Source organism: Thermostichus sp. OS-CIW-32, from assembly GCF_054060415.1.
Genome location: NZ_JBSSDD010000004.1, coordinates 120673 through 143804, shown reverse-complemented (window position 1 = coordinate 143804; position 23132 = coordinate 120673). Strand labels below are relative to the sequence as shown.

Below are 23132 nucleotides of genomic sequence, written 5' to 3'. Positions count from 1 at the left end.
CCTTCTTTGCGGTTTGCTGGGACGGATCCCTTTAGAGCTGAATGTTCTGGGTTGGTATCTTGGATCCCTGATTGATCTGGAGCTGGATTTAGCGGGTTTCTTGATAGCGGTGGTAGATTTCCAGAATTTCGCTGCGTCCTCGGTTAAAGGCGGCCACCACTTGCGGGTCGAAATGGCTGCCGCTGTTGTCTTCTACAAACTGAAAGACCTCATTCAAAGCCCAGGCTTCTTTGTAGGGGCGACGGCTGGCCAAGGCGTCGAAGACATCGGCCAAGGCCACAATCCGTCCCTCTAGAGGGATCCCTTCTCCTTTGAGGCCGCGCGGATACCCACTGCCGTCGAACTTCTCGTGGTGGGTCAGAGCGATGATGGCGCTCTTTTTCATCAGCTCGGAGTCGGACTTGCTGAGGATCTCATAACCAATCTCAGGGTGACGGTTCATGATCTGCCGTTCTTCTGGGGTCAGGCGCCCCGGCTTTTGCAAGATGGCATCGGGGATCCCGATTTTGCCCACATCGTGCATGGGACTGGCGTAGAAGATCAGCTCTTGCTCATGGCTGGATAGGCCCAAGTGCTTGGCGATGATGCGAGAGTAGTTGCTCATCCGCTTCAGGTGAAAGGAGGTATCTTGATCCCGGTATTCTGCGGCCACAGACAGACAGAAGATGGTCTCGAAGTGGGCAGATTTGAGTTCTTCCCGCAATTGGACGTTTTGATAGGCAACCGCCGCCTGGGAGGCTAGGGCTTCTGCCACGCTGACTTCCAGCTCAGAAAAAGGTTGGCTCCACTCGGCCACTTGGTCAGGAGCTAGGGGGGTGGGGTGATCCGGCTTTAGGCGGTTCAACAGTTGTAGGGCGCCGAGGATCTTGCCTGAGGGATCCCGCATGGGCACAGTGAGCAAGGAGCGGGTGCGATAGCCGGTCTGCCGATCCACCTGTGGGTTAAAGGCATAGGGCCGGTCGGCGGGCAGGCGGTAGACATCCGGCAAATTCAAGCTTTCCCCGGTGAGCACCACGTAGCCCACAATGCTGGAAGGGCTGAGGGGCAAGCGCAGATCCCGCAGCTCCTCATGGCGGTTGACCACGAAAAACCGCAATTCTTCTCCCTCTCGGACAAAGAGGCTGGCCCCATCACAGTGGGTCAGTTCTCGGGCTTGAGCAACAATCAACTCCAGCAGCCGCTGCAGATCCGTTTCTGAGGAGAGGGCAATCCCCACCTGAATCAGACGCTGGCTGAGGCGCAGGGCATCCGAGGCATCGAATTCGGTTGTGCTGGGGTGAAGACCGAAGGGGGTGGGCAGGCTCATAGCAGGGTTGGTCAGAAGCGTTCACAATGAGCGTTGACAATAAACAATGGCAGAGTCATGGGCGGCGAGCCATTTGCCCCCAGGGATCCTCACCGCTGTCCCGACTCAGTCCGGCTGGGTATCTGACACCTTCGGGGCGACCAGCAGCCCAAAAACACGCCAACACCACTCAAAGCAGCGATGCCTTACTTTAGCTCGAGGAGGCGAGAAACGTTGTGACCCAGGTCAAGCCCAAGGGAACCGATGAGATTTCCCTGCAGCTCGTTGTGGGCCTGGGCAATCCCGGCCCTCAATACGCCAATACTCGCCACAATTGCGGCTTTATGGTGGTGGATCGGCTGGCGCAGCGCTGGGGGATCCCGTTGGTTTTGGAAAAGCGATTCCAAGGTAGCTACGGAGAAGGGTTTGCCCTGGGAGGAAAGCGGCGCTTGCTCAAGCCGGAAACTTATATGAACTGTTCCGGCCAATCGGTGCGGGCGGTGCTGGATTGGTACAAGTTAGATCTCGCCTCTGTGCTGGTGGTGTACGACGATATGGATCTGCCGCTGGGTCGTCTGCGCCTGCGGGGATCCGGTTCTGCCGGTGGGCACAACGGCATGAAGTCCATCATTCAGCACTTGGGGAGCGAAGGGTTTCCGCGGCTGCGTTTGGGGGTGGGCAAACCCAGGGGCAGCCAAGATGTGGTCGGGCATGTGTTGGGGGGATTTGCGCCTGCAGAACAAGAGGTGCTGGAGCGGGTGTTGAATACGGCGGTAGAGGCCGTGGAGTGCTGCTTGCAAGAGGGACTGAGGACAGCCATGAACCGCTTTAATCCTCTGGATCTGTCTGGGCCATCGTCCGATTTGGATGGATCCAACCCTGCACCGGGCCATGGCGAGGCTTCCTCCTGAGGAGCAGCTTGTCCTGGATTGCCGGTTCTGAGGGGTTTTCCAGGAGAGGAAGTGGTAAGGGCTTCGTCCTGCTCATGGGAACGTCTGTGGAGACAATACTCCAGATAAGTATCAATTATCTGGAGTATAAGAGTGCCTACCTGGGCGTTGCCAACAGTTCCCAAGGGAGGTTAGCTTCTGTAACAGTCTTCCAGCAGAAGGGCGAAAGGAATGGGAACGGCAGCGTTCCCACCAGGGCCGGCCCGAGACAAAAAGCTGTTCATCATTTGAGGGTGAGATCTTGCTGTTGAACAACCTAGATTCAGTGTTGCTTGCTGTTGAAGCCGCTGCCCCCCTTGAACCGGAAGGGGCTGCCAATCTTTTACCCCTGATCTTGGCGGCGGTGCTGATGGCTCTGGTGGTCATCTATCTGGCCAGCCGTATTGCCGGAGAAATCGCCGTTCGCCTCGGCTTTCCGCCGGTGCTGGGAGAATTGCTGGGGGGCGTCGCGGTAGGGGCCTCCGCGCTGGGGTTGTTGGTCTTCCCGGAAGGACAAGTTTCCGGCCAAGAGCTGCACGCCTTGGCTCAATCCTCAGCACTGATGCAATTTCTGCAAGCCACTGCCGGACTCGACGAGGGATCCCTGGTACAGGTGTTCTCCTCCCAAAGCCAGATCATCGACATCCTCTCCGAGATTGGGGTGATCGTCCTTTTGTTTGAAATCGGCCTCGAGTCGGATCTGGCCGAGCTGTTGCGGGTCGGCCCTCAAGCCGCAGCCGTAGCCATCATCGGCGTTGCTGTGCCCTTCCTGGCCGGAACCCTGGGCTTGCTCTACCTGTTTCATGTGCCCGTTATCCCCGCCGTATTTGCCGGCGCTGCCCTCACAGCAACCAGCATCGGCATCACCGCCCGCGTCTTGGCCGAGCTGCAAAAACTCACCTCCCCAGAAGGGCAAGTGATCATCGGCGCCGCCGTCTTGGATGACGTGTTGGGCATCATCATCTTGGCCGTGGTGGCGGGCTTGGCCAAAAACGGAGAAGTCAACCTTTCCGATATCGGCATCATCATCCTCAGTGCCATCGTCTTCTTGGTCGGCTCCATTGTTTTGGGGCGCCTTCTCAGCCCCTACTTTGTGGCCCTTCTCAACAGCCTGAAGACCCGAGGTAACCCCCTTCTGCCCGCCCTCGTGCTGGCCTTTCTGCTGGCTTATGTGGGGCAAATCATTCATCTAGAAGCGATTTTGGGCGCCTTTGCCGCTGGCCTGATCTTGGCCGAAACCGAGAAACGGCAAGAGCTGGAAGAACAGATCAAGCCCATTTCCGACCTACTGGTGCCCATCTTCTTCGTCTGCGTTGGGGCCAAAACCAACCTTGCCGTACTCAACCCCACCCTCCCCGTCAACCGAGAGGGGCTGATCATTGCCGTCTTCTTGATCGGAGTTGCCATTGTGGGCAAGCTAGCAGCGGGCTTGGGGGCCTTTGGCAAGCCGGGCATCAACCGCTACGCCATCGGAGTGGGCATGATTCCCCGGGGTGAGGTGGGCCTGGTGTTTGCCGGTGTGGGGGCCGCCAGTGGGGTTCTCTCCGATGCCCTCGATGTCAGCATCATCGTCATGGTGATTGCCACCACCTTTGTCGCTCCCCTCTGGCTACGGGGAGTGTTGATTGGGGAAGCCAACTCCCCCTCCCTCCTGGACTTGCAGGCAGAAGCGTCAGAGCAAGAGCGCAAAGGCGGCGCCGACGAGACCGCGTCATCGCTCCCAGACTCAGAACGGGTGGGCATTCCTGAGGGCTAAATTATCTCAGCTTTCCCCTCAAACGCCCCCAGAGCGTCTGCAACAGCAGCCGCAGCGGATTGCGGCGTTGAGGCTTCACGTCAATTCTCTCCATCGTCTCCTCTTGGGGCAAAATTGCCTGCATCGAGGGCGGATCAAACCGCTGCATGGTTGTGGAGCGCCGATCCACCACCTCCGCCTTCACGCTGCGAAAGCTTACAGACTGGAGATACCGCTGAAAATCTTCGTCCGACAACCGACGAATGCAGTACTGCATCCGCACCTGATTCCCCAACAGGATCTGATCCCCATCCTTGAGATCCCAGCTCAAACATCTCTGCCCATTCACCGAGACGCCGTTGGTGCTACGCTTGCCCTCGATATTGCCGTCCAACAGCCGGTAGGTATATTGGCCATCTTTTTGGGGTAGCCGCAGCAGCAGCGCGTGTTGCCGAGAAACTGCCGCCGAATGAATGACAATCGCATTGCTGGGATCCCTGCCAATCGAATAGGTGGCAGCGCTGAGGGCCACAGCCCGCCGTCCCTGCTCATCATCGATCACCAACACATGCCAGATTTGGGACTGGGAAGACTGTGCGCCGGTAGCCATGGTCTGGGGCCTTGAGCTGGAGCTGGATTGACCGTCGAAGTTGCAGTACAGGCCCCTTTCGTGTTAGCGGGCTGGCAGCCACACCTCAGCCATTGCCCAACCCTCGGTGAACCGCTGTGGGAAGAAGGTCAACAAGGGGAGACTCGGCAAGAGAGGGGCTTTCCCCCATAATAGTAAGGCAGAGTTTCTGCAAAAAAGAGGATAGCTGAAACGTGAACACGACTCCAACCCCAACTCTCCTCGAAGCCCTTCCCCCGATCCACCCCGGCGTTGCCGTGCGGGTCATCAACCCCAACGACACCTACTACTGCTTCGAGGGACAGGTACAGCGGGTTACCGACGACCATGCCGCTGTCCTCTTTGAAGGCGGCAACTGGGACAAATTAGTCACCTTCCGCCTCACAGAATTGGAAGTGGTGGACAAATCTCGCCCCTAGCCCTGCTCTTCCCTGTCCCTCTTGGAACTTCCCCATGCGCAGCCATTGGCAGGAACCTTTCCTCTGGATCCATGCCGCCGGGATCCTCATCCTCCCCTTCTGGGTAGGGCTGACCCTGATCGGGCTGGCCACAGGGGATCCCCTCCTGCCGGTGGGGGCGGAGCAGGCTTGGGTGGCCGTGGTGGGCATTGGGCCGGTCTTTGCTATGCAGTGGCGCAAACCGTTTGACATCTTTAGCGTGTGGGTGGCTTCTGTCCCCCCAGAAGAACTCACCCTCGAGCAGCGCCGCATCTTGGCCGCCTTCCTCAGCCCCGAACATAAGATTTTGACGCTGTTGGCGGCAATCCTGATGCTGGAAGTCGGTGAGCGCCTCTACGACTTTGCCCCCCTCTTTGCCCCGCTCACCCCTGGCAACGGCACCCGTCTGGCAGGCCTAGCCATAGCTGCCTTTGGGTTTTGGGGATCCAACCTATTCTTGCAGATCCCCATTGCAACGATACGGGTACTCCTCCTCAGCGAGCCGGAGCTGGCCCAAATGGATCCCGTCCCCGTCGAGGAGATTGAAAGCCGCTTCTCCGTCCTCGGCAATCGCCGCAGCCCACTCCTGCAACGGCTGCTGCGCCGCATCTCCGGCCAAGATTCAGAAGGCACCTCGAAAGACCAAAAAGACAAGGTTAAAAACAGAGCGGCAGAAAACCCCCAGCCGGAATCCGAGAAGCGGGATCCCTCTGGGGAAGTTGCCATGCCGGCCCCTGAAACTCCCCCTGATCCCACCTAAGGCAAGCTTCCGCAAAAGCTGTAGCTCAATGTTAGATTGGAAGCAATCCAAGCCCTGTGAAATCCAACCATCGGCATTCCCCTGATCTTCGAGGCTACCGCACCGGCAATGGCGAGCAACTTTTCTTTCCGCTTCAAGCAATTTACCCAACGCCTCAGAGAAACCACCCAACTTCCCCAGTTTTTCACCGATCAAGCCACCAGTGAAACCCAAAACCTCGCTCGGGAGTTGGCTTTGGTTGGGGAATACGCCACTCAGCTCAGCCAGGTGGTGATGGAGGTGGACTTTCTCAACCAGCTCTACACCCGTCTTTTGAACGAGCGGGAAGTGTTGCAGCAGGAAAAAGATCACTTGGAAGCGCGGGTCTTTGAGTTGCAACAGGAACGCAACGAGACGGAGCCCCAGGTGATGTATTTGCGAGAGCAGCTCAGCCAGGCCAGCTTTCAACTGGAACAAACTCAAAACCGGGAACGCAGCCTTAGCGAGCGAGAACGACAGTTGTCGGAAATTGTAGCCCAACTGGAGCGACGGCGGGCTGTACTCAACCAAGCCATCGAAAACCTCACCAATCAAGAGGCCGATTACACCGTTCGCACCAAAGAACTGGAGGCGGTCGTCCGGGAAAACGAAAAGAAAGCCAAGCAGTACCTGGAAGCTGCCAACCACTACCGCGCCTACCTGGAAGAGCTCAATGCGCAAGTGCAAGAAACGCAAGCCAAGCTGAGAAGCCTTGGTGTCGAGCCCAAGCCCGCCGACCTGCCTCGACTTGAGGAGCTGGAAAAACCCACCCCCATCCCAACGCCACCCCCTGCCTACACGCCTCCTCTCCCCCAACAGCCCCCCCCATCCCAGCAGAGTGGCTATTGGTCAGATAGTCCCTTCGACGACGACCCCTGGGGATAGACCGTCCTGCCAGGATCTATAAGCCAGCTTTGAGACAAAGCTCAGTCCTCTCTGCCCTAACCGGCCTTGGGAGGGCCTGGGTGGTCACATACCCTGGAAGAAACCTGTTGCAAGGGATCCGCAAGAAGATCCCCAGAATCAGTACGAGGATCCCGATCCTCGACATTCAATCCTTTCCTGCCCGGCCAAACCTATGGAACCGACCCTGCCGGATTTACAAGCCCTTAGCCAATGGGATCGACAGTTCTGCCAGTTTGCTGAGCAGCAACAGCTCCTCAAGCCCAAACAACTGGCTCTGGCCCTGAAGATCCAGCGGCAGCAGCACGGCCCTCTAGCCTTGATCCTCTGGCAGTTGGGCTTTGTGGGCCTGCAACACCTGGCTCAGTTCTGGGAAAAAATGCCCAGCGAAGCCGAGTCCGAACTGCTCGAGGACAGGGCCTGCGGTGGATGAGAAAGCGATGAACGAGAGCCTCCCCAAACCTGTGCAAAAGCGCTGGAAGTCCTTTGCAGTACGGAACCAAGGTGTACAGTCATTTCAAGTTAGACTAAGACACTTCTCAACTGCTCCGCGGTGCCGCCCAAACGCCCTGCGCCGCTTCCGCGACCACCCCCAATCTCTCCCGAAGGGAGAGCTAGGAAGCAAGGCAACGGAACTTTTCCGCCAAAAGACAAGCATCAAGCAGATTCCCCTGGCTACCTACCCAACGCTTCGCCACCAGGCAGCACCTCTTTGGGATCCTCCGGCGGCGGCAAATGCGCCAGATCCACAGGTGAAGGGGATCCCCCCAAAATTCGCACCTGGATCCCCTTGATCACGACATAGAGCACCGGCACCACCAGCAAACTGAGCATTGTCGAGACGAACATGCCGCCGATCACCGCCGTGCCCAGCGACTGACGGCTGGCTGCCCCTGCGCCCGTGGCCGCTGCCAGAGGGAAAATACCCAGGATAGTGCTCAGGGCGGTCATCAGAATCGCGCGGAAGCGCGTCTCGGCTGCTTGGGTGGCAGCTTTGAGCAGTGGGATCCCTTGGGCAACCAACTGGTTGGCAAACTCCACAATCAAGATGGAGTTTTTGCTGGCCAGCCCGATCAACATCACCAACCCGACTTGGCAGAAGACGTCGTTGGTCAAGCCCCGCAGCAGTTGCGCCAAAAGAGCCCCAAGAACCGCCAGCGGCACCGCCAACAAAATGATCAAGGGATCCACATAGCTCTCAAATTGCGCCGCCAGCACCAGGAAGACGAACACCGAGCCCAAAGCAAAGATCAGCGGCGCCTGTCCTCCCGACTCGATTTCTTCCAGCGACAGGCCCGACCACTCGAAGCCAAACCCCTGCGGCAACAACTGGGCGGCTAGAGTTTCCATAGCCCGAATCGCTTGCCCTGAGCTAAAGCCCGGCAGGGCGCTGCCCTGAATTTCCACCGAGCGGAAGAGGTTGAAGTGGTTGATGATGGCCGGGCTGGTGGTCTCCTCCACCTGAACCAGGGTGCTCAACGGCAAGAGCTGCCCCTGCCCACCCCGCACGTAGAACTGGCCGATGCTTTCCGGGTTACCTCGGAATGCTTGATCCGCCTGCACATAGACCCGGTAGTTGCGGTTGAACAGGTCGAAATCATTGACGTAGGTGCCCCCCAGCAGCGTCTGCAGCGTGCCGAAGACATCCAACAGAGGGATCCCCAACAACTGGGCCATCTCCCGATCCACCTGTACTTCTAGCTGCGGCGAATTGGCGTTGAAGGTGGGCGGGTTAATCCGCAAGCCCAAGGGGGGTTGGCCCGGCGGGGGCGGCGAGTTGCCCACAAAAAACAGGGTGTTGGCCGTCTGCTCCAAGAGGTTGAAATCGTTCACCCCCCGATCCTGAAGCTGGAAAGTAAACCCGCCCGCAACCCCCAAATTGGGAATGGCCGGCGGCAGGATCGGGATCACCAATGCGCGGCTGATCCCGCCCAAAAAAGGCCCAAATAGCCGGTTGACAATCGCTTGCGCCGATTGCTCCGGTTGCCGCCGCTCTTCCCAGGGCTTGAGGGTGGCAAAGATCAGCCCATTCCCCGGCGAGGGCCCGGTAAAGCTGAACCCCCCCACGATCACCCGATTTTCGATCTCAGGGATCCCCTCCAAAATAGCGGCGGCCTGCCGGATCACCCTGTCGGTATAGTTGAGGGAAACCCCCGGCGGCCCCTGGACAATGGTGATGAAAAAGCCCTGATCCTCATCCGGCACAAACCCCGTCGGCACAATTTGGAACAGCCAGTAGGTGAGGCCCAAACAGGCAATAAACCCCGTCACCACCAACAGCCGCAGCTTCACCACCAGCTCCAGCAGGCGGCAGTAGGCCGCTCGGATCCCTTCCACGGCGCGGTCAAACCAGCGCAGCAGCCAAAACATCTGCTCTGAGCGGGGGCGAATTAGCAGCGCCGACAAAGCCGGAGCCAAGGTAATGGCATTAAACGTGGACAGCGAAACCGACACGGCAATGGTGACGGCAAACTGCTGATAGATGCGACCGCTGGTGCCAGGAAAGAAAGCAACAGGCACAAATAGCCCCAGCAGCACCAGCGTCGTGGCGATCACCGCCCCCAACACCTCGTTCATCCCCGCCGAGGCCCCCTGCAGAGGCCGCATGCCGCGGTCGCGGATGTAGCGGGAGATATTCTCCACCACCACAATGGTGTCGTCCACCACCAAGCCAGTGGCCAGGGTGAGGCCGAACAGAGTCAAAGTGTTGATGGAAAAGCCAAACAGGCGCACAAAGGCGAAGGTCCCCAGCAGCGCCACCGGAATTGTAACGGTGGGAATGAGGGTGACGCGCCAATCTTGCAAAAAGATGAACAGTACCAGCACCACCAGGGCAATAGCCTGCAGCAGGGTAAAAATCACCTCCTGCACCGACTCGGTAATGAACAGGGTGGCGTCGAAAGGGATCTCGTAGATCAAGCCGGGCGGAAAACTCTCCGCCAGCTGCGCCAACGTCTGCCGCACCTGCCGCGACACCTCTAGGGCGTTGGCATCCGGTTGTTGGGTGATGGCGATCCCCACCGCCTCCTGTCCCCCGATGCGGAAGAACGTATCATAGCTTTGCGCTCCCAGCTCCACCCGACCCACATCGGCAATGCGTACCAAACTGCCATCGGGGTTGGCCCTGAGGACAATCTGGGCGAACTCCTCCGGCTGTGAGAGCCGCCCCGTTGCCTGGACGCTGATCTGAAACTCCTGATCCGGCGGGCTGGGCTGGCTGCCAATTTGGCCGGCAGGCACCTGGATATTCTGCTGGCGCACCGCGTTCACCACATCCAGAGCTGTCAGACCATAGCTGGCCAGCCGCGTCGGATCCAGCCAGATGCGCATGGCATAGGTGCGCTCTCCAAAGATGATGACATCGCTCACGCCCCGGATGCGCCGCAAAGCATCCCGCACAAACAGCTCTGCGTAGTTGCTCAAAAACAGCTCATCATATTCCCCTGCCTGCGAACGCAGCGCCACCACCTGCACGAAAGCACTGTCGCCGGCCTTTTCCACGCTGATGCCGTTTTGGATCACCTCTGCCGGCAGCCGCGCCTGAACTCGGGCAACTCGGTTCTGCACATCCACAGCCGCTATGTCCAGATCCCGATCGGGGCTGAAGGTGACCGTGATTTGGCTGGTACCGTTGCTGCTGCTCACCGAGGCGATAGACCGTATACCCTCGACGCCGTTGATCTCCTGCTCCAGCACATTGGTTACCGCCGTCTCCACCGTCTCGGCGTCGGCCCCAGGATAAACAGCAGTCACCCTCACCGCTGGCGGCGCCACCTGTGGGTAGTAGTCCACCGGCAGTAGGGGAATGCTCACCGCCCCCACCAGCAGGATCAGGATGGAGCAGACGCTGGCAAAAACAGGGCGGCGAATGAAAAAGTCAACAAACATAGTCCAGCGCAGTGAGGAGTGAAAGGGGATAGCTGAGTTGGGAAACCGCCGGAGAGAGAGGACCTAGGGCGGGGATCCAGGAGGTCTCCCTCCCCCTTGTGGCTGCATCCTCTGCTGAAAAAGCATCTCATCGACAATCGGGGCGCCATCGCGGATTTTCTGCAGGCCGCTCAGCACAATTGGCTCATTGGCCTCCAAACCCTCCAGCACCTCATAGCTGTTTCCGTAGATGGATCCCAGCTGCACCGGCCTTTGCACCGCCACCGCCCCCGGGGGCATGCCCTCTGCTGGCGGCTCCGTTGTCTGCACCGTGTAGACAAAGGTTTGCGCCCCCAAGCGGGCCACCGCCGTCACCGGCACCAGCAAGGCCGGCCGCTCCTCCCAGATGACCCGAGCCCGCACAAACTGCGCCGAGCGCAACTGGCCGGCAGGGTTCTCCAGAAGAGCCTTGGCCAGCACCGATTGCGTGGCGGCGTTGGCTTCGGGAGCAATGAAAGAGATTTGGCTGCTGCCGATCACCTCGCCGCGGCTATCCAGGATCTGCACCGGCGTGCCAATGCGCAGCTGGGGGGCCCGCTGCAACGGGATGTTGAGGTTGAGCTCCAGCGCCTGGGTTTGGGTTAAGGTGGTCAAAACCGTCTGAGGCGTCACGTAGTCCCCTTGCCGCACCAAAACATCCCCCACAATGCCGGCAAAGGGAGCTGTAACCTGGAAAAACTGCAGTTGCACCTGTTGCCGCTCCGCCTCGGCCTGGGCTCGCTGCACCTCCCGCTCTGCCCGCAAGATCGCGGCCTCCTGAGCGCGGATCTGCTCCTGTTGCGCCGCCAAAGCCGCCTCCGCCTGGCGCAGGTCGCGGCTGGATTGATCCGCTTGCGCCTGGCTGATGGCCCCCTCGGCCAAGAGGCGCAGGTTGCGCTCGTGCTGCTCCCGGGCAAACTCCGCCGCTGCCTCCAGCCGCAGCCGATCCGCCCGCAACTGGCTGAGCACGGCCCGGCCGCTCTCCAGGTTGGCTTGGGCTGCGGCAATCCCCGCCGTTTGGCCGGCCACCGCCGCCTGTTGCTGCCGGCTGTCGATCTCAAAGAGAGGGGCTCCGGCAGCCACCTGGGATCCCAGCTGCACGAACACCTGGGTCACCTGTCCACTGACCTGAGGGCGGATACTGGCCACCTGCTGGGATCCGAGGCTGGCCATGAACTCTGAAGTCTCTTCGATTTGCTGTTCCTCTACCCTGCCGACGGCCACTGGTGTGGGTTGGCCTTCTCCGCCCCCTTCACCCCCCATGCTGCGAGGTGGCCCGCCGGGCCGGCAAGCAGCTACCAAGAGAGAAAGGCACAACAGCGGCAGAGCTGTTCGCAGTTGCATCGTGAACCTGCCTCCCTAACGGCTATCCCAACAGAGGGATCCCACCTCTGCATTGACTCAATCAACCAGGGTACTGAGACTGTGCCCTGCTGCGCCTGTGCAAAAGCGCTGGCCATCCTTCCCAATCCAGAGCTAGGGTGGATGCGTGACATCCTCCCGGCGCTCGTCCTACGGACAGAGCGCGGGCTACCCTTCCCGTCAGCAGGACGGAGTCCTTACCTCGCGGTCGGGCATTCCTGCCCCACGCCACTTGTCTGGGTCTACAACCCCCGACAGACCGACTGAACAGGCAGTTTCCCTTCCCCAGCCTCCCTGGCTACTGCCAGCTCGCAAAACAAGTCTAATCCCAGGGAACGGTGCATCGGCAGGCAGGATGGACTCCTGCACCCAGGAACCCCTGTCCACCGGCCAAGAGCAAGATGCTATCCACTCCTTAGGTTTCCCGCAAAGTGTAGTTGTATACGCGCCGGCCAATCTCCAGCCACGCCAACAGCAAGGCCTCCGTCCCGCTACCGCGAGCGGCTTGTTGGGAGGCATCTGGATCAATCCGGTACTTGTAGGTTACCGCCAGCATAAGTAGGTTTTACTACAGATTTCGCTCAGAGGTATGGCGGGGATCCCTGTATCCCGGTGCTCACCCTGCGGGTAGAGTGCAGGACTGATTGCCCCTGCACCTCCGTTAGTTAGCAGATGCGGGATCCTCACCAGTGCGCCGTTGGCCACAGTCTACGGCCCGCTTTGCGAATAGCCGTTTGGGCCATCCCAATCCCAAAGGATCCCATCTCTGCACCCCAAAGTTGCCAAAGTTGAATGAAGCTTATGATTCAAGCCGAGCCAAAAAGATTCGGCACAATGGGGAGAGCCATTTCACCAAGCTGTTGAGGACATCGCTATGGCCTACAAACTCTGGATCGACGGCCAATGGGTCGATAGCCAAGGGGGGGGCCTGATGACCATCGAGAACCCGGCCACCGGCGAGAAACTGGCAGAGGCGGTGGATGCCAGCCCTGCCGATGTGGATCGGGCGGTGCAGGCCGCCCAAACAGCCTTCTACGATGGCCGTTGGTCGAAACTCACCCCCGGCGAGCGATCCCTGGCCCTCTGGAAATTGGCAGATCTGATCGAGGCTCGTGCCCCAGAACTGGCTCGTGTGGAATCGGAAAACACCGGCAAGCCCTACGAGTTCCTCAGCTTAGGGGGAGATTTGCCGTTTGCGGTGGATAATCTGCGTTTCTTCGCCGCTGCCGCCCGCGACATCCATGGCTTTAGCGCCGGGGAATATGCCAAGGGCTACACCTCCCTCTTTCGCAAAGAGCCGGTGGGGGTGTGCGCTCAAATTACCCCCTGGAACTATCCGCTGATGATGGCCGTCTGGAAGATCGGCCCCGCCCTGGCCGCCGGCTGTACGGTGGTGCTCAAGCCCGCTCCTGCCACCCCCCTGACCACCCTGATGCTGGGGGAACTGATCGCCGAGGCTGGGATCCCGCCCGGGGTAGTCAATATCGTTACCGGAGGCAATGCCACCGGCCAAGCCCTGGTGGAGCACCCCCAGGTGCGCATGGTCAGCCTTACCGGCTCTACCGCCACCGGCAAGCAGGTGATGCGGACAGCGGCAGATACCCTGAAGCGGGTGCATTTGGAACTGGGGGGCAAAGCGCCGTTTATCGTCTTCGAGGATGCGGACGTAGAGACCGTTGCTGCCAAGGCCACATTTGCTGCCACCGTCAATACCGGCCAAGACTGTACGGCAGCCACCCGCGTCTATGTGCACGAGAGCAAGCTGGCGCAGGCGCAAGAGGCCATTGTAGAAGCCATGCGCAAAGTAACGGTGGGATCCCCTTTCGAGGCGGGAGTGGAGATGGGGCCTTTGGTCTCAGCAGCCCAGCGGGAGCGGGTGATGGGATTTGTGGAGCGGGCCAAAGCAGAGGGAGCCAAGGTGCTGACCGGCGGTCGGATCCCTTCCCAGCTTGCCCAGGGCTACTACTATGAACCCACGGTGATTGCCAATGTCGATCAAAAAGCGGAGATCGTACAGAGTGAGGTTTTTGGGCCGGTTCTCACGCTCGGCTCGTTTCGCGAAGAAGCGGAAGCGCTACGCTTGGGCAATGACGTCCTATACGGGCTGGCGGCTTCTGTGTGGACTCAAGACATCGGACGAGCGATGAGGTTGGCCGCCGATCTGGAGTTCGGCACCGTCTGGATCAACGACCATATTCCCATTGCCTCTGAGGCCCCCCATGGCGGCTTTAAGCAATCGGGATTTGGCAAAGATCTCTCGGCAGAAGCGGTGCGCGACTACCAAATCACCAAACACGTGATGATTGCAACCCGCTGAAGTGATGCCCATTTTGAACAGAAGATGACCACCAAACAGCGGCGGCTCACCAGGGGTATTCCCAGTCGCCGTAGGCCATTGGTGGCCTTGATTCCGACCTACCCCTTCCCCTTGGGAGAGGGCTTGGGGAACTGTCTGGAGCCGGTTTGGAACCTGATACATTCACGCTGAACTCTCCTGAACATGGTTCAGGAAAGAAGCGATCGCATCCTGCCTATCTCTGTTCGCGTCAGCGGGACGGAGTCCAAACAGGAAGGCGGTATCCCGCAAAGCCCTGAGGAATACCCCCCGAGCGCTTTCCCCCTTCACTTCCCGGCAACCGTTGCGGTGGACTCAAGGATCAGGGGGAAACTTGGTCTACTATATCCCTCTCAATGACTTTTGCCAAACCGCCTAAAGCTCAGTAAATTCAGCAAAGTTCAGGGTTTTGGGGGTTAGAGGCATGCTCCCCAGAAAATCTCAGTTGCAAAGGCGGTGCGGAGCACTCAAGCGATAGACTGGGGTGTACAGCTCCCGCTCCGCTGCGAATCTGCTCGATTGAACCGTTGCTCGCCAAGCCTACCCGCCAACCATGGGATCCGCAACTCTATCCGCTCCTTGTACCTTTCCCCTCACCGCTGTAGTGGGGCAACAGGCGGCCAAGCTGGCTCTGCTGCTGGCAGCAGTGGATCCCAGCCTAAGGGGTGTGGTGCTGGTGGGGCCTCGCGGCACCGCCAAGTCGGTTTTGGCCAGAGGGATCCACGCCTTGCTACCGCCCATCGAGGTGATTGCGGGATCCTATTGCAACGACGATCCAGCGCAGCCGGATACCTGGTCCGACTGGGCCAAGGCTCGCTACCCAGCCGGAGAGGTGCCGCCCACCCAAGTGATATCGCCCCCCTTTGTCCAGGTTCCCCTGGGCGTCACCGAAGATCGGCTGCTGGGATCCGTCGATGTGGAGGCCTCCATCAGGCAGGGGGAAACGGTCTTCCAGCCAGGGCTCTTGGCTGCCGCCCACCGGGGCGTGCTCTATGTGGATGACATCAACCTCTTGGACGACGCCATCGTCAACTTGTTGCTGACGGTGGTGGGGGATGGGGTCAACCGCCTGGAACGGGAGGGGCTGAGTCTGCAACACCCCTGCCGGCCTCTCTTGGTGGCCACCTACAACCCCGAAGAGGGATCCCTGCGCCCCCACCTGCTGGATCGCCTGGCACTGGTGGTGCCGGTGGGGCAGGAGCTGAGCCTAGAAGAGCGAGGGGAAATTGTCCAACGGGCAACGCAATTTGTCGATGCTCCCGAGCCCTTCCTGGCCGAGCACCAGGCGGAACTGGAGGAAATCCGCACCCGCATCCTCCTGGCGCGGGAGTGGCTGCCCCAGGTCAAACCCCAGCGGGAACAGATCCACTACCTGGTGCAAGAGGCCATCCGCGGCAATGTCCAAGGCCATCGGGGAGAACAATTTGCCCTACGGGCCGCCTGTGCCCTGGCAGCTCTGGAAGGACGGGATCGCCTGTTGGCCGAGGATCTGCAGCAGGCTGTGCAACTGGTGCTGCTGCCCCGCGCCCGTTACGACCCCGACCAGCCCCCGCCTCCCCCCCCACCCCAATCCCAACAGCCCGATCCTTCCCCAAGCAATTCCGACGACACTGGCGAGGACCAGGAGGAGACGGATCCCCAGCCGGAAAGCCTCAGCCTGCCGCAGGAGTTTTTTTTCGATCCTGAGCAGGTGGCCCTCGACCCGCGCCTGCTGGCCTTTGCCCAGTCCCTCAACCAGCAGGGAAAAACGGGATCCCGCAGCCTGGTGTTCAGCGCCGACCGAGGCCGCTACGTCAAGCCCATCCTGCCCCAGGGATCCAACCCCCGCGTTGCCGTCGATGCCACCTTGCGAGCTGCTGCCCCCTATCAGAAAAGCCGCCGCCAGCGGCAACCGGGACGTAGCGTGATTGTGGAGCCGAGCGATATCCGCGCCAAAAAGCTGGTTCGCAAGGCCGGAGCCCTGGTGATCTTTGTGGTGGACGCCTCCGGCTCCATGGCCCTCAACCGCATGCAAGCGGCCAAAGGTGCCGCCCTGCGCCTGCTCACCGAGGCTTACCAAAACCGTGACAAGGTGGCCCTCATCGCCTTTCGTGGGGAAACTGCCGAAGTGTTGCTCCCCCCCACCCGCTCCATCGAGCTGGCCCGCCGCCGTCTGGAATCCCTGCCCTGTGGCGGGGGATCCCCTCTCGCCCATGCCCTCACCCAAGCCGTGCGCATGGGAGTCAATGCCCGCACCGCTGGCGATGTAGGTCAGGTGATGCTGGTGGCCCTCACCGATGGCCGGGCCAACATTCCCCTCAGCCGCTCCTTGGGACGGAGCGACAGCAAAAGCCAGTTGGGAGCGGATCCCATCGACCTCAAGCAAGAGCTGCGGGAGATCGCCCTGCGCATCCGCGCCCTGGGGTTGAAGCTGCTTTTGATCGATTCCCAAAGCCGCTTTGTAACCACCGGCTTCAGCGCCGAGCTGGCGGAATTGGCGGGCGGACGGTACTTTCATCTGCCCCGTGCCACCGACCAGGGGATCGCAGCCGTGGCCCGCTCGGCTATGCAGGAGGGACGCACCTACCCCTGAGAGAACAGCCTCTCCGTTGGCAAAGGTTGTAACTTTTCTTAATGGTTGGTTATGATCCCTGTAGGCGCTCTTTACCTTTTCCCATGGCTACAGGACTCCTGCCCCAACTTTCCCTGCAGAATCCCATGGCTGTCGATTGGGTTAGCCGAGGGGTAGGCGCAGCCATTCGTGCCCTCTTTAAGCATGCAGAGCGGCTGGAGGCGCGCGTGCGAGTGGAGCCTGTTGCCAAATTGTTGCAGGGTCGTATCGACAGCTTTGAACTGTTGGGCCAGCATCTGCAGATGTACAACGGCCTGAGGCTTTCGGCTCTGGAGCTATTCTGCAATGCGGTGGCCATCGATTTCAGCCAAATTTGGCAGGGGAAGATCAAGCTGCGCCAGCCAGTACAGGCCACAATGCGCGTGGTGCTGAGCGAAGACGATCTGGCGCAATCGTTTAACACACCTTTTGTGCTGAATAGGCTGGCCTTAGGAAAGCAGGATGATAGCCCCCTATCCTTCCATCACGTCCATATCAGCATCACCCCGGCGCGACGACTGCAATTCCAGGCAAATGTACAGCAGGGAGAAGCCAGGGCTTTCTGCGTCGGTTTTTCCGCCCAGGTTGAGGTGCTGGAGCGGCGTCGCATCCGCTTTACAGATCCAGTGTTTGAAAGCGGTACAGAAGAGGAGCTGGCCTTGAGCCAAGCTTTGGTACGCTGCCTGAATGAGCTTCTGGATTTGGATCGGCTCGCCTTGCGAGGCACTGAGCTGCGGGTAGACCGGGTGAACTTGCAGCCCCAGCAGATGATCCTGTACGGCAGTGCCACCCTAGCGCAATTTCCCACACGCCAACCCCAATGGGAAAGTGCTTGACAGCCTTTGGAAGGGCGGCTACGCTCAATAGTGGTGAGGAGTGAAGAGAAGAAGCCTCTGGGGTCGAAACACGGACAGACTCCCAGAGGTTTTTTCATGCCTCAGGAGCTTGAGAGCTCCGCTCTGCCCCTCGATCTTGATCTGTTGAATCTGTTGAACTTGTAGTCCTTTGACCCAAACTGGGACACTACACCCAAAACGTTGGTCGCGTCGTCGCGTCAGCGTTGCCGAGCAATAATGCATGCGGCCAAAGGCTTTTCTCAATGGCCCAGGCGCCTCACCCTAACCTGAAACGACTATGATTGCTCAACGTTGGTTACGCCTGGGGATCAAGCTGTCTTTCTTTGCCGTGATGTCCACAGCTTTGCCAACCGGAATACGGCGCGGCTTCTCTAAAGAATGGGGTAGCTGGGTATCCTAAAAGCTGGGGTTACGGCATCCTTCTTTATTCATGGGGATGAAGTGGCTCAAGACATAACGGTCATTCTAAGACCTAGGAAAGAACTCTTCAGCCTTGACCGTGAGGGGATGTTTATTCTTTGCCTACGGTTGGTTCACTATTCAAGCAGGTCTTGTCAAAGCGAGCACACCGAGTTTGAAACAGCAACTACTCCGCCTACTTGAGTTTTGGCGCCGCCGCTTTCCCCACAGCTTGCGCACCCAGGTGGCATTGGTCATTGCCAGCCTTTCGTTCGTCCCCAACTTGGTTTTCATCCTGTCGGTGCAGTGGATCTGGCCCGACACGCAGTTCAGCACTGAAGGGATCCTCCTGCTGCTGCTGTGGATCCCGTTGCTGGCGGTGCTGTCGGCGGTGGTGGGCTATGCTCTGTCCTCCATGATTTTGCGCCCCCTCACCCTGCTGGCCCGCGAGTTGGCTCATTTGGAAACCTTGATTAACCAGCCCGCCCGTTGGAATCTGCTGCTCCGCCCCGGGGATCCCCAGGAAGCCCTGATCTTGCGGCAGGCCTTTGCCCAGTTGCTGCGCCAGATCCAGATCGATCAAATGCGGCGAGAAGCCTTTACCGCTACCCTCGTTCACGACCTCAAAACCCCCCTCATCGCCTTTGGGCACCTGCTGAGCGCCTTTAAACAGGATCAACAGCTCGAGCCGGAGCAACGTCGCGCTCTGCTGGATCGCATCCTGCAGGAAAATCAACACAATCTCTCTCTGGTGCAGAAAATGGTGGAGGCTCACCGCCTGGAGCGGGGAGAGATCGAGTTGCATCCTCGGCCTTGTGATCTGGGATCCCTGGCCAGAAAGGTGGCCGAGCGCATGGGATCCCTGGCCCAGGAGCGGGGGATCGATCTGCGAGTCGAAGGAGAAGGGTGGGGCAACGCCGATGAGGCAGAGCTGGAGCGGGCGCTGGTGAATCTGGTGGACAACGCCTTGCGCTACGCACGCCATGCGGTGGTGTTAATCGTCAGCCCCCACCAGATCCAGGTGCAGGATGATGGCCCCGGCTTGCCGGCTCCCCTAGAAGAGTTGGCCCAACCCTACGTGACCCAGCCCATTCACATTGCCGGCCACCACTACCCAACCGGCTCAGGAGGTCTGGGGCTATATATCGCCAGGCGCATCCTGCAGGCCCACGGGGGGGACTTGCGGTTGGTCGAGACGGGATCCCAAGGGACTGCTCTAGCCCTGGTGTTGCGCTAACCCAATAGATTGGTGCTGAACAAGACTGGTGTAGTCATTTTAAGTGACATACTCCCGCACTCATGTTGATGCAAAGCGCTCCGCGCCGCTAAAGCGAGAGAGTGCGGGCTTCAAGGACTCCGTCCCGCTGACGCGAACAGTGACTCCGGTTAGCGCTCCGCGCCGCTAGCGCGAAAAGGACATTTCCTGGGCTTAAGGACTACGTCCCGCTAACGCGAAAAGGACGGGATGCCCCGCCCCTGTACTTGATGTCTATAGCGGCAGTGTATAAAACCCCGCTACTTTTTATGGCACCAGTAAGGACAAAACATCATGTCCCCGCCTTTCATCCCGACCCTCACCCTGGATAGTGAATAGTGGATAGTGGTTAGTGGATAGTGACTATTCACTATTCACTAGCCACTAACTAATAGAGGGCGGGGCTTCCCGGCGGTGTAGCTAGCGGTAACTAACGGGGGTGCAGGGGCAATCAGTCCTGCACTCTACCCGCAGGGTAAGCACCGGGATACAGGGATCCCCGCCATACCTCTGAGCGAAATCTGTTGAGCGAAATCTGTAGTAAAACCTACTTATGCTGGCGGTAACCTACAAGTACCGGATTGATCCAGATGCCTCTTGCTCTTGTCCGGTGGACAGGGGTTCCTGGATGCAGGAGTCCATCCTGCCTGCCGATGCACCGTTCCCTGTGGATTAGACTTGTTTTGCAAGCTGGCAGTAGCCAGGGAGGCTGGGGAAGGGGAACCACCTGTCCAGTCGTTTTGTCGGGGGTTGTAGACCCAGACAAGTGGCGTGGGGCAGGAATGCCCAGCCGCGAGGTAAGGACTCCGTCCTGCTGACGGGAAGGGTGGCCCGCGCTCTGTCCGTAGGACGAGCGCCGGGAGGATGTCACGGTGCATGAAGGGTGGGATCCTCTGCACAAGCGTTCGTGAGGTTGGGTTCATGTCTTCCGTGCTGTGGCAAGCGATTGGGTATGCCTGTGGGATCTCGCTGGGGCTCCTAGGCTTGGTTGCCCTGGTCAACGTTCTTGTGGGGTGGCTGGATCGGCAGACCTCAGAGACTCCGGAGGAGCCGACCGAGTCGCCAGAACCCTGCAGCACAACGGAGGGATCCCCGTCGGCATGAGTGACAGGGTTCGCGTTCACGTCTGGGTACGGGGGCGGGTTCAGGGGGTGGGGTTTCGCGCCCACACCGAAGCCATGGCCCGCAATGCCGGTGTTGGCGGCTGGGTGCGCAACTTGCGGGATGGTCGCGTCGAGGCCGTTTTTGAAGGATCCCCTGCTGCGGTGGAGGCCATGCTGCGCTGGTGCCAACAGGGCAGCCCCGGTTCGGTTGTGGAGGCCGTTGAGCAACGTTCTGAGCCGCCGGAAGGTCTAGCCACCTTTGAGATTCGCCCTACCGTTTGAAGGAGTTTGGCTGTTCCAAGGATTTCTTTGACCTGCAGCACTTCAGCTTCGTCCGCTGGTTCTGAGCTGCCGTCCTCAGAAACTGCCCATGAGCTGGGATCCCCCAAGGTCGCACTAGAATGGTTACACCGCAAGTTTTTCCCATCCCATGACTGTTGCTGCCCCCGCCAAAGTGCAATATGAAGCTGTGATCGGGTTGGAAGTTCACTGCCAGCTCAGCACCCGCTCCAAGATCTTTTCCAGCAGCGCGACGGCATTTGGCGCTCCCCCCAACACGAATATCGACCCGATTTGTATGGGCTTGCCCGGCACCCTGCCGGTGTTGAACGAAAAGGTGCTGGAGTACGCGGTCAAAGCGGGTTTGGCCTTGAATTGCACCATTGCCCCCTACAGCAAGTTCGACCGCAAGCAGTACTTTTACCCCGACTTGCCCAAAAACTACCAAATCTCCCAATACGACCTGCCGATTGCTACCCACGGCTGGATTGAGATCCAGCTCAGCGACGGTCGTACCAAGCGCATCGGCATCACCCGTCTGCACATGGAAGAAGATGCGGGCAAGCTGGTCCACGCTGGCAGCGATCGCCTGTCGGGATCCAGCTACTCTTTGGTGGATTTCAACCGGGCGGGGGTTCCCCTCATCGAGATCGTCAGCGAGCCGGACATCCGCAGCGGGGAAGAGGCAGCCGAGTATGTGCAAGAGCTGCGCCGCATCCTGCGCTATGCCGGGCTGTGCGATGGCAACCTGCAGGAGGGATCCCTGCGCTGTGATGTGAACATCTCGGTGCGTCCGCTGGGGTGCGAGACCTTTGGCACGAAGGTGGAAATTAAAAACATGAACTCCTTCAACGCCATCCAACGGGCCATCGAGTACGAGTTCAACCGCCAAGTCAAGGCTGTGGAGGCAGGCGAGCGGATCGTGCAAGAGACCCGCCTCTGGGAAGAAAACAGCCAGCGCACCATCAGCATGCGCAAGAAAGAGGGATCCAGCGACTATCGCTATTTCCCCGAGCCCGATCTGCCGCCGATTCGCGTTACCGAAGCGCAGAAAACCCGCTGGCAGGCAGAGCTGCCGGAATTGCCCGGTGTGAAGCGGCGACGTTATCAGGAGGTGTACGGCCTCTCGGTGTACGATGCCCGCTACCTCAGCGACGAGCGCAACACCGCCGAATACTTTGAAGCCGTGATCGCCGCCGGTGCCGACCCGAAAGCAGCCGCCAACTGGATGATGAGCGACATCGCCAGCTACCTCAACACCCACAAGCTGGACTATCCCGACATTGCCCTGAAGCCGGAAACCCTGGCCGAGCTGATTGGCCTCATCGAGCAGGGCACCATCTCCAGCAAAATCGCCAAGGAGATCCTGCCGGAACTGCTGGAAAAAGGGGGATCGGCCCGCGCCCTGGTGGAAGCTAAGGGCATGACCCAAATCTCGGATAGCGCTCTGCTGGGGCAGATGATCGCCGAGGTGCTGGCAGAAAACCCCGAGCAACTGCAGCAGTATCGGGGGGGCAAAACCAAGCTCTTCGGCTACTTTGTCGGGCAATTGATGAAAAAAACTCAGGGACGGGCAGATCCAAAGCTGGCCAACGACCTGCTCAAGCAACACCTCGACGGCTAGCTCCAAGCATCGGTGAGGGAATAGCCCAACTCCTGGATCATGCGCCGCAGCAGGGGCAAGCTCAGCCCGATAACATTGCCGGGGCACCCCTCGATCCGCTCCACAAACAGGCTGCCGCGGCCATCGATGGCAAAACAGCCAGCACAGGCCAAAGGCTCACCGGTGGCCACATAGGCGCGGATTTCCTCGTCGCTGGGCTTGGCAAAAAACACCCGCGTCACCGCATAGTGGGTGAGGCGGCGGTTCTGCTTCGTGTCAATTAAGGCATGGCCTGTGTAGAGCTCTCCCACTTCGCCCCGCATTTGCCGCAAGCGCCGTTCCGCCTCTAGGGCATTGGGCGGCTTACCTAGGATCTCGCCATCTAGGTAGAGCACGGAGTCGGCCCCCACGACCAAGACGGGCTCCCGTTGCTGGGCCGCCACCACTTCTGCTTTTGCCGAGGCCAGCTTCTGGACCAGCTCCACGGGATCTGAGCTTTTGATTTGGCTTTCGTCAAAATAGCTGGGCTGAACGCGAAAAGGGATCCCGGCAGCCTTTAACAATTGGCGGCGGGCAGGGGATTGCGAGGCCAGTACGATAGGAGGCAACATCGACTCAACACCTAATTAACACCCAAAGCCTGGACGTTTGCTTAGGGGAAGTTCGCTCTGTGAGCTAGTTTCCATTAGCTTAGTTAGTATGCGCCTGATGGGCGTTGAAAGGAAACTCTCTCGATATCTTCCCAGCT

At 59.6% G+C, this 23132-nt stretch carries 19 protein-coding genes; 13 read left to right on the top strand and 6 right to left on the bottom strand.

The genetic code is table 11. The annotated features are described in order from the left end of the window. Nucleotides 1-88: 88 nt before the first annotated feature. On the bottom strand, nt 89-1306 hold the full coding sequence (locus ACVWY8_RS06890; RefSeq protein WP_457393672.1) for an HD domain-containing phosphohydrolase: 1218 nt from the start codon (nt 1304-1306) through the stop codon (nt 89-91). Nucleotides 1307-1521: 215 nt separating this feature from the next. On the opposite strand from ACVWY8_RS06890, the gene pth reads away from it, so the two are divergent. After that, on the top strand, nt 1522-2196 hold the full coding sequence (pth, locus tag ACVWY8_RS06885; RefSeq protein ID WP_457393674.1) for an aminoacyl-tRNA hydrolase: 675 nt from the start codon (nt 1522-1524) through the stop codon (nt 2194-2196). A 304-nt stretch (nt 2197-2500) separates the two neighbouring features. Next, nucleotides 2501-3970, top strand: a complete 1470-nt coding sequence (locus ACVWY8_RS06880; RefSeq protein WP_457393676.1) for a cation:proton antiporter — start codon at nt 2501-2503, stop codon at nt 3968-3970. Between the two features lies 1 nt (nt 3971). Here ACVWY8_RS06880 and ACVWY8_RS06875 read toward each other — a convergent pair whose 3' ends face one another. Beyond that, nucleotides 3972-4559, bottom strand: coding sequence for an FHA domain-containing protein (locus ACVWY8_RS06875; RefSeq protein ID WP_457393678.1), 588 nt, complete (start codon nt 4557-4559; stop codon nt 3972-3974). 212 nt (nt 4560-4771) lie between these two features. On the opposite strand from ACVWY8_RS06875, the gene ACVWY8_RS06870 reads away from it, so the two are divergent. The 4 genes from ACVWY8_RS06870 (at nt 4772) to ACVWY8_RS06855 (ending at nt 7128) form a co-directional block, all read left to right on the top strand. Further along, entirely contained in the window at nt 4772-4996 is a 225-nt protein-coding gene (locus tag ACVWY8_RS06870) for an NAD(P)H dehydrogenase subunit NdhS (RefSeq protein WP_414355605.1), read from the top strand. A gap of 34 nt (nt 4997-5030) precedes the next feature. Then, on the top strand, nt 5031-5774 hold the full coding sequence (locus ACVWY8_RS06865; RefSeq protein WP_457393680.1) for a low-complexity tail membrane protein: 744 nt from the start codon (nt 5031-5033) through the stop codon (nt 5772-5774). A gap of 108 nt (nt 5775-5882) precedes the next feature. Further along, on the top strand, nt 5883-6677 hold the full coding sequence (locus ACVWY8_RS06860) for a hypothetical protein (protein ID WP_457393682.1): 795 nt from the start codon (nt 5883-5885) through the stop codon (nt 6675-6677). Between the two features lie 193 nt (nt 6678-6870). Continuing rightward, a complete protein-coding gene (locus ACVWY8_RS06855) occupies nt 6871-7128 on the top strand; it encodes a DUF2949 domain-containing protein (RefSeq protein WP_011432361.1) in 258 nt (85 codons plus the stop codon). A 242-nt stretch (nt 7129-7370) separates the two neighbouring features. Here the strand turns inward: ACVWY8_RS06855 and ACVWY8_RS06850 are convergent, their stop codons facing one another. The 3 genes from ACVWY8_RS06850 to ACVWY8_RS06840 form a co-directional block, all read right to left on the bottom strand. Next, the gene (locus ACVWY8_RS06850; protein WP_457393684.1) at nt 7371-10583 is read right to left on the bottom strand and encodes an efflux RND transporter permease subunit; all 3213 of its coding nucleotides are present in this window, start codon (nt 10581-10583) and stop codon (nt 7371-7373) included. A gap of 63 nt (nt 10584-10646) precedes the next feature. Beyond that, nucleotides 10647-11945, bottom strand: coding sequence for an efflux RND transporter periplasmic adaptor subunit (locus tag ACVWY8_RS06845; RefSeq protein WP_457393686.1), 1299 nt, complete (start codon nt 11943-11945; stop codon nt 10647-10649). Between the two features lie 433 nt (nt 11946-12378). Beyond that, nucleotides 12379-12519: a hypothetical protein gene (locus ACVWY8_RS06840; protein WP_414384465.1), complete on the bottom strand. Its 141-nt coding sequence runs from the start codon at nt 12517-12519 to the stop codon at nt 12379-12381. Between the two features lie 318 nt (nt 12520-12837). On the opposite strand from ACVWY8_RS06840, the gene ACVWY8_RS06835 reads away from it, so the two are divergent. From ACVWY8_RS06835 to gatB, 7 genes are all read left to right on the top strand, one after another. Beyond that, the gene (locus tag ACVWY8_RS06835; RefSeq protein ID WP_011432357.1) at nt 12838-14280 is read left to right on the top strand and encodes a gamma-aminobutyraldehyde dehydrogenase; all 1443 of its coding nucleotides are present in this window, start codon (nt 12838-12840) and stop codon (nt 14278-14280) included. A 571-nt stretch (nt 14281-14851) separates the two neighbouring features. Beyond that, nucleotides 14852-16870: a magnesium chelatase ATPase subunit D gene (gene bchD, locus ACVWY8_RS06830; RefSeq protein WP_457393688.1), complete on the top strand. Its 2019-nt coding sequence runs from the start codon at nt 14852-14854 to the stop codon at nt 16868-16870. 125 nt (nt 16871-16995) lie between these two features. Further along, on the top strand, nt 16996-17724 hold the full coding sequence (locus ACVWY8_RS06825) for an LmeA family phospholipid-binding protein (protein ID WP_011432355.1): 729 nt from the start codon (nt 16996-16998) through the stop codon (nt 17722-17724). A 595-nt stretch (nt 17725-18319) separates the two neighbouring features. Beyond that, complete coding sequence (locus ACVWY8_RS06820) at nt 18320-19381, top strand: sensor histidine kinase (protein ID WP_414413709.1); 1062 nt, start codon at nt 18320-18322, stop codon at nt 19379-19381. A gap of 939 nt (nt 19382-20320) precedes the next feature. Continuing rightward, nucleotides 20321-20503 (top strand): hypothetical protein, encoded by a 183-nt coding sequence (locus tag ACVWY8_RS06815; RefSeq protein WP_041436250.1) that lies wholly within the window; start codon nt 20321-20323, stop codon nt 20501-20503. After that, on the top strand, nt 20500-20784 hold the full coding sequence (locus tag ACVWY8_RS06810) for an acylphosphatase (RefSeq protein WP_457393690.1): 285 nt from the start codon (nt 20500-20502) through the stop codon (nt 20782-20784). Before ACVWY8_RS06815 ends, ACVWY8_RS06810 begins: the two co-directional genes overlap by 4 nt. Nucleotides 20785-20932: 148 nt before the next feature. After that, complete coding sequence (gene gatB, locus ACVWY8_RS06805; RefSeq protein ID WP_457393692.1) at nt 20933-22405, top strand: Asp-tRNA(Asn)/Glu-tRNA(Gln) amidotransferase subunit GatB; 1473 nt, start codon at nt 20933-20935, stop codon at nt 22403-22405. Here gatB and ACVWY8_RS06800 read toward each other — a convergent pair. Beyond that, complete coding sequence (locus ACVWY8_RS06800; protein WP_457393694.1) at nt 22402-22995, bottom strand: Maf family protein; 594 nt, start codon at nt 22993-22995, stop codon at nt 22402-22404. The genes gatB and ACVWY8_RS06800 overlap by 4 nt on opposite strands. Nucleotides 22996-23132 lie beyond the last annotated feature (137 nt).

Excerpts from the sequence above, each read along its gene's own strand:
- ACVWY8_RS06890 (WP_457393672.1), bottom strand. The coding sequence starts at position 1,306 with ATGAGCCTGCCCACCCCCTTCGGTCTTCACCCCAGCACAACCGAATTC.
- ACVWY8_RS06875 (WP_457393678.1), bottom strand. The coding sequence starts at position 4,559 with ATGGCTACCGGCGCACAGTCTTCCCAGTCCCAAATCTGGCATGTGTTG.
- ACVWY8_RS06865 (WP_457393680.1), top strand. The coding sequence starts at position 5,031 with ATGCGCAGCCATTGGCAGGAACCTTTCCTCTGGATCCATGCCGCCGGG.
- ACVWY8_RS06860 (WP_457393682.1), top strand. The coding sequence starts at position 5,883 with ATGGCGAGCAACTTTTCTTTCCGCTTCAAGCAATTTACCCAACGCCTC.
- ACVWY8_RS06855 (WP_011432361.1), top strand. The coding sequence starts at position 6,871 with ATGGAACCGACCCTGCCGGATTTACAAGCCCTTAGCCAATGGGATCGA.
- ACVWY8_RS06850 (WP_457393684.1), bottom strand. The coding sequence starts at position 10,583 with ATGTTTGTTGACTTTTTCATTCGCCGCCCTGTTTTTGCCAGCGTCTGC.
- ACVWY8_RS06845 (WP_457393686.1), bottom strand. The coding sequence starts at position 11,945 with ATGCAACTGCGAACAGCTCTGCCGCTGTTGTGCCTTTCTCTCTTGGTA.
- ACVWY8_RS06840 (WP_414384465.1), bottom strand. The coding sequence starts at position 12,519 with ATGCTGGCGGTAACCTACAAGTACCGGATTGATCCAGATGCCTCCCAA.
- ACVWY8_RS06835 (WP_011432357.1), top strand. The coding sequence starts at position 12,838 with ATGGCCTACAAACTCTGGATCGACGGCCAATGGGTCGATAGCCAAGGG.
- bchD (WP_457393688.1), top strand. The coding sequence starts at position 14,852 with ATGGGATCCGCAACTCTATCCGCTCCTTGTACCTTTCCCCTCACCGCT.
- ACVWY8_RS06825 (WP_011432355.1), top strand. The coding sequence starts at position 16,996 with ATGGCTGTCGATTGGGTTAGCCGAGGGGTAGGCGCAGCCATTCGTGCC.
- ACVWY8_RS06815 (WP_041436250.1), top strand. The coding sequence starts at position 20,321 with ATGTCTTCCGTGCTGTGGCAAGCGATTGGGTATGCCTGTGGGATCTCG.
- ACVWY8_RS06810 (WP_457393690.1), top strand. The coding sequence starts at position 20,500 with ATGAGTGACAGGGTTCGCGTTCACGTCTGGGTACGGGGGCGGGTTCAG.
- gatB (WP_457393692.1), top strand. The coding sequence starts at position 20,933 with ATGACTGTTGCTGCCCCCGCCAAAGTGCAATATGAAGCTGTGATCGGG.
- ACVWY8_RS06800 (WP_457393694.1), bottom strand. The coding sequence starts at position 22,995 with ATGTTGCCTCCTATCGTACTGGCCTCGCAATCCCCTGCCCGCCGCCAA.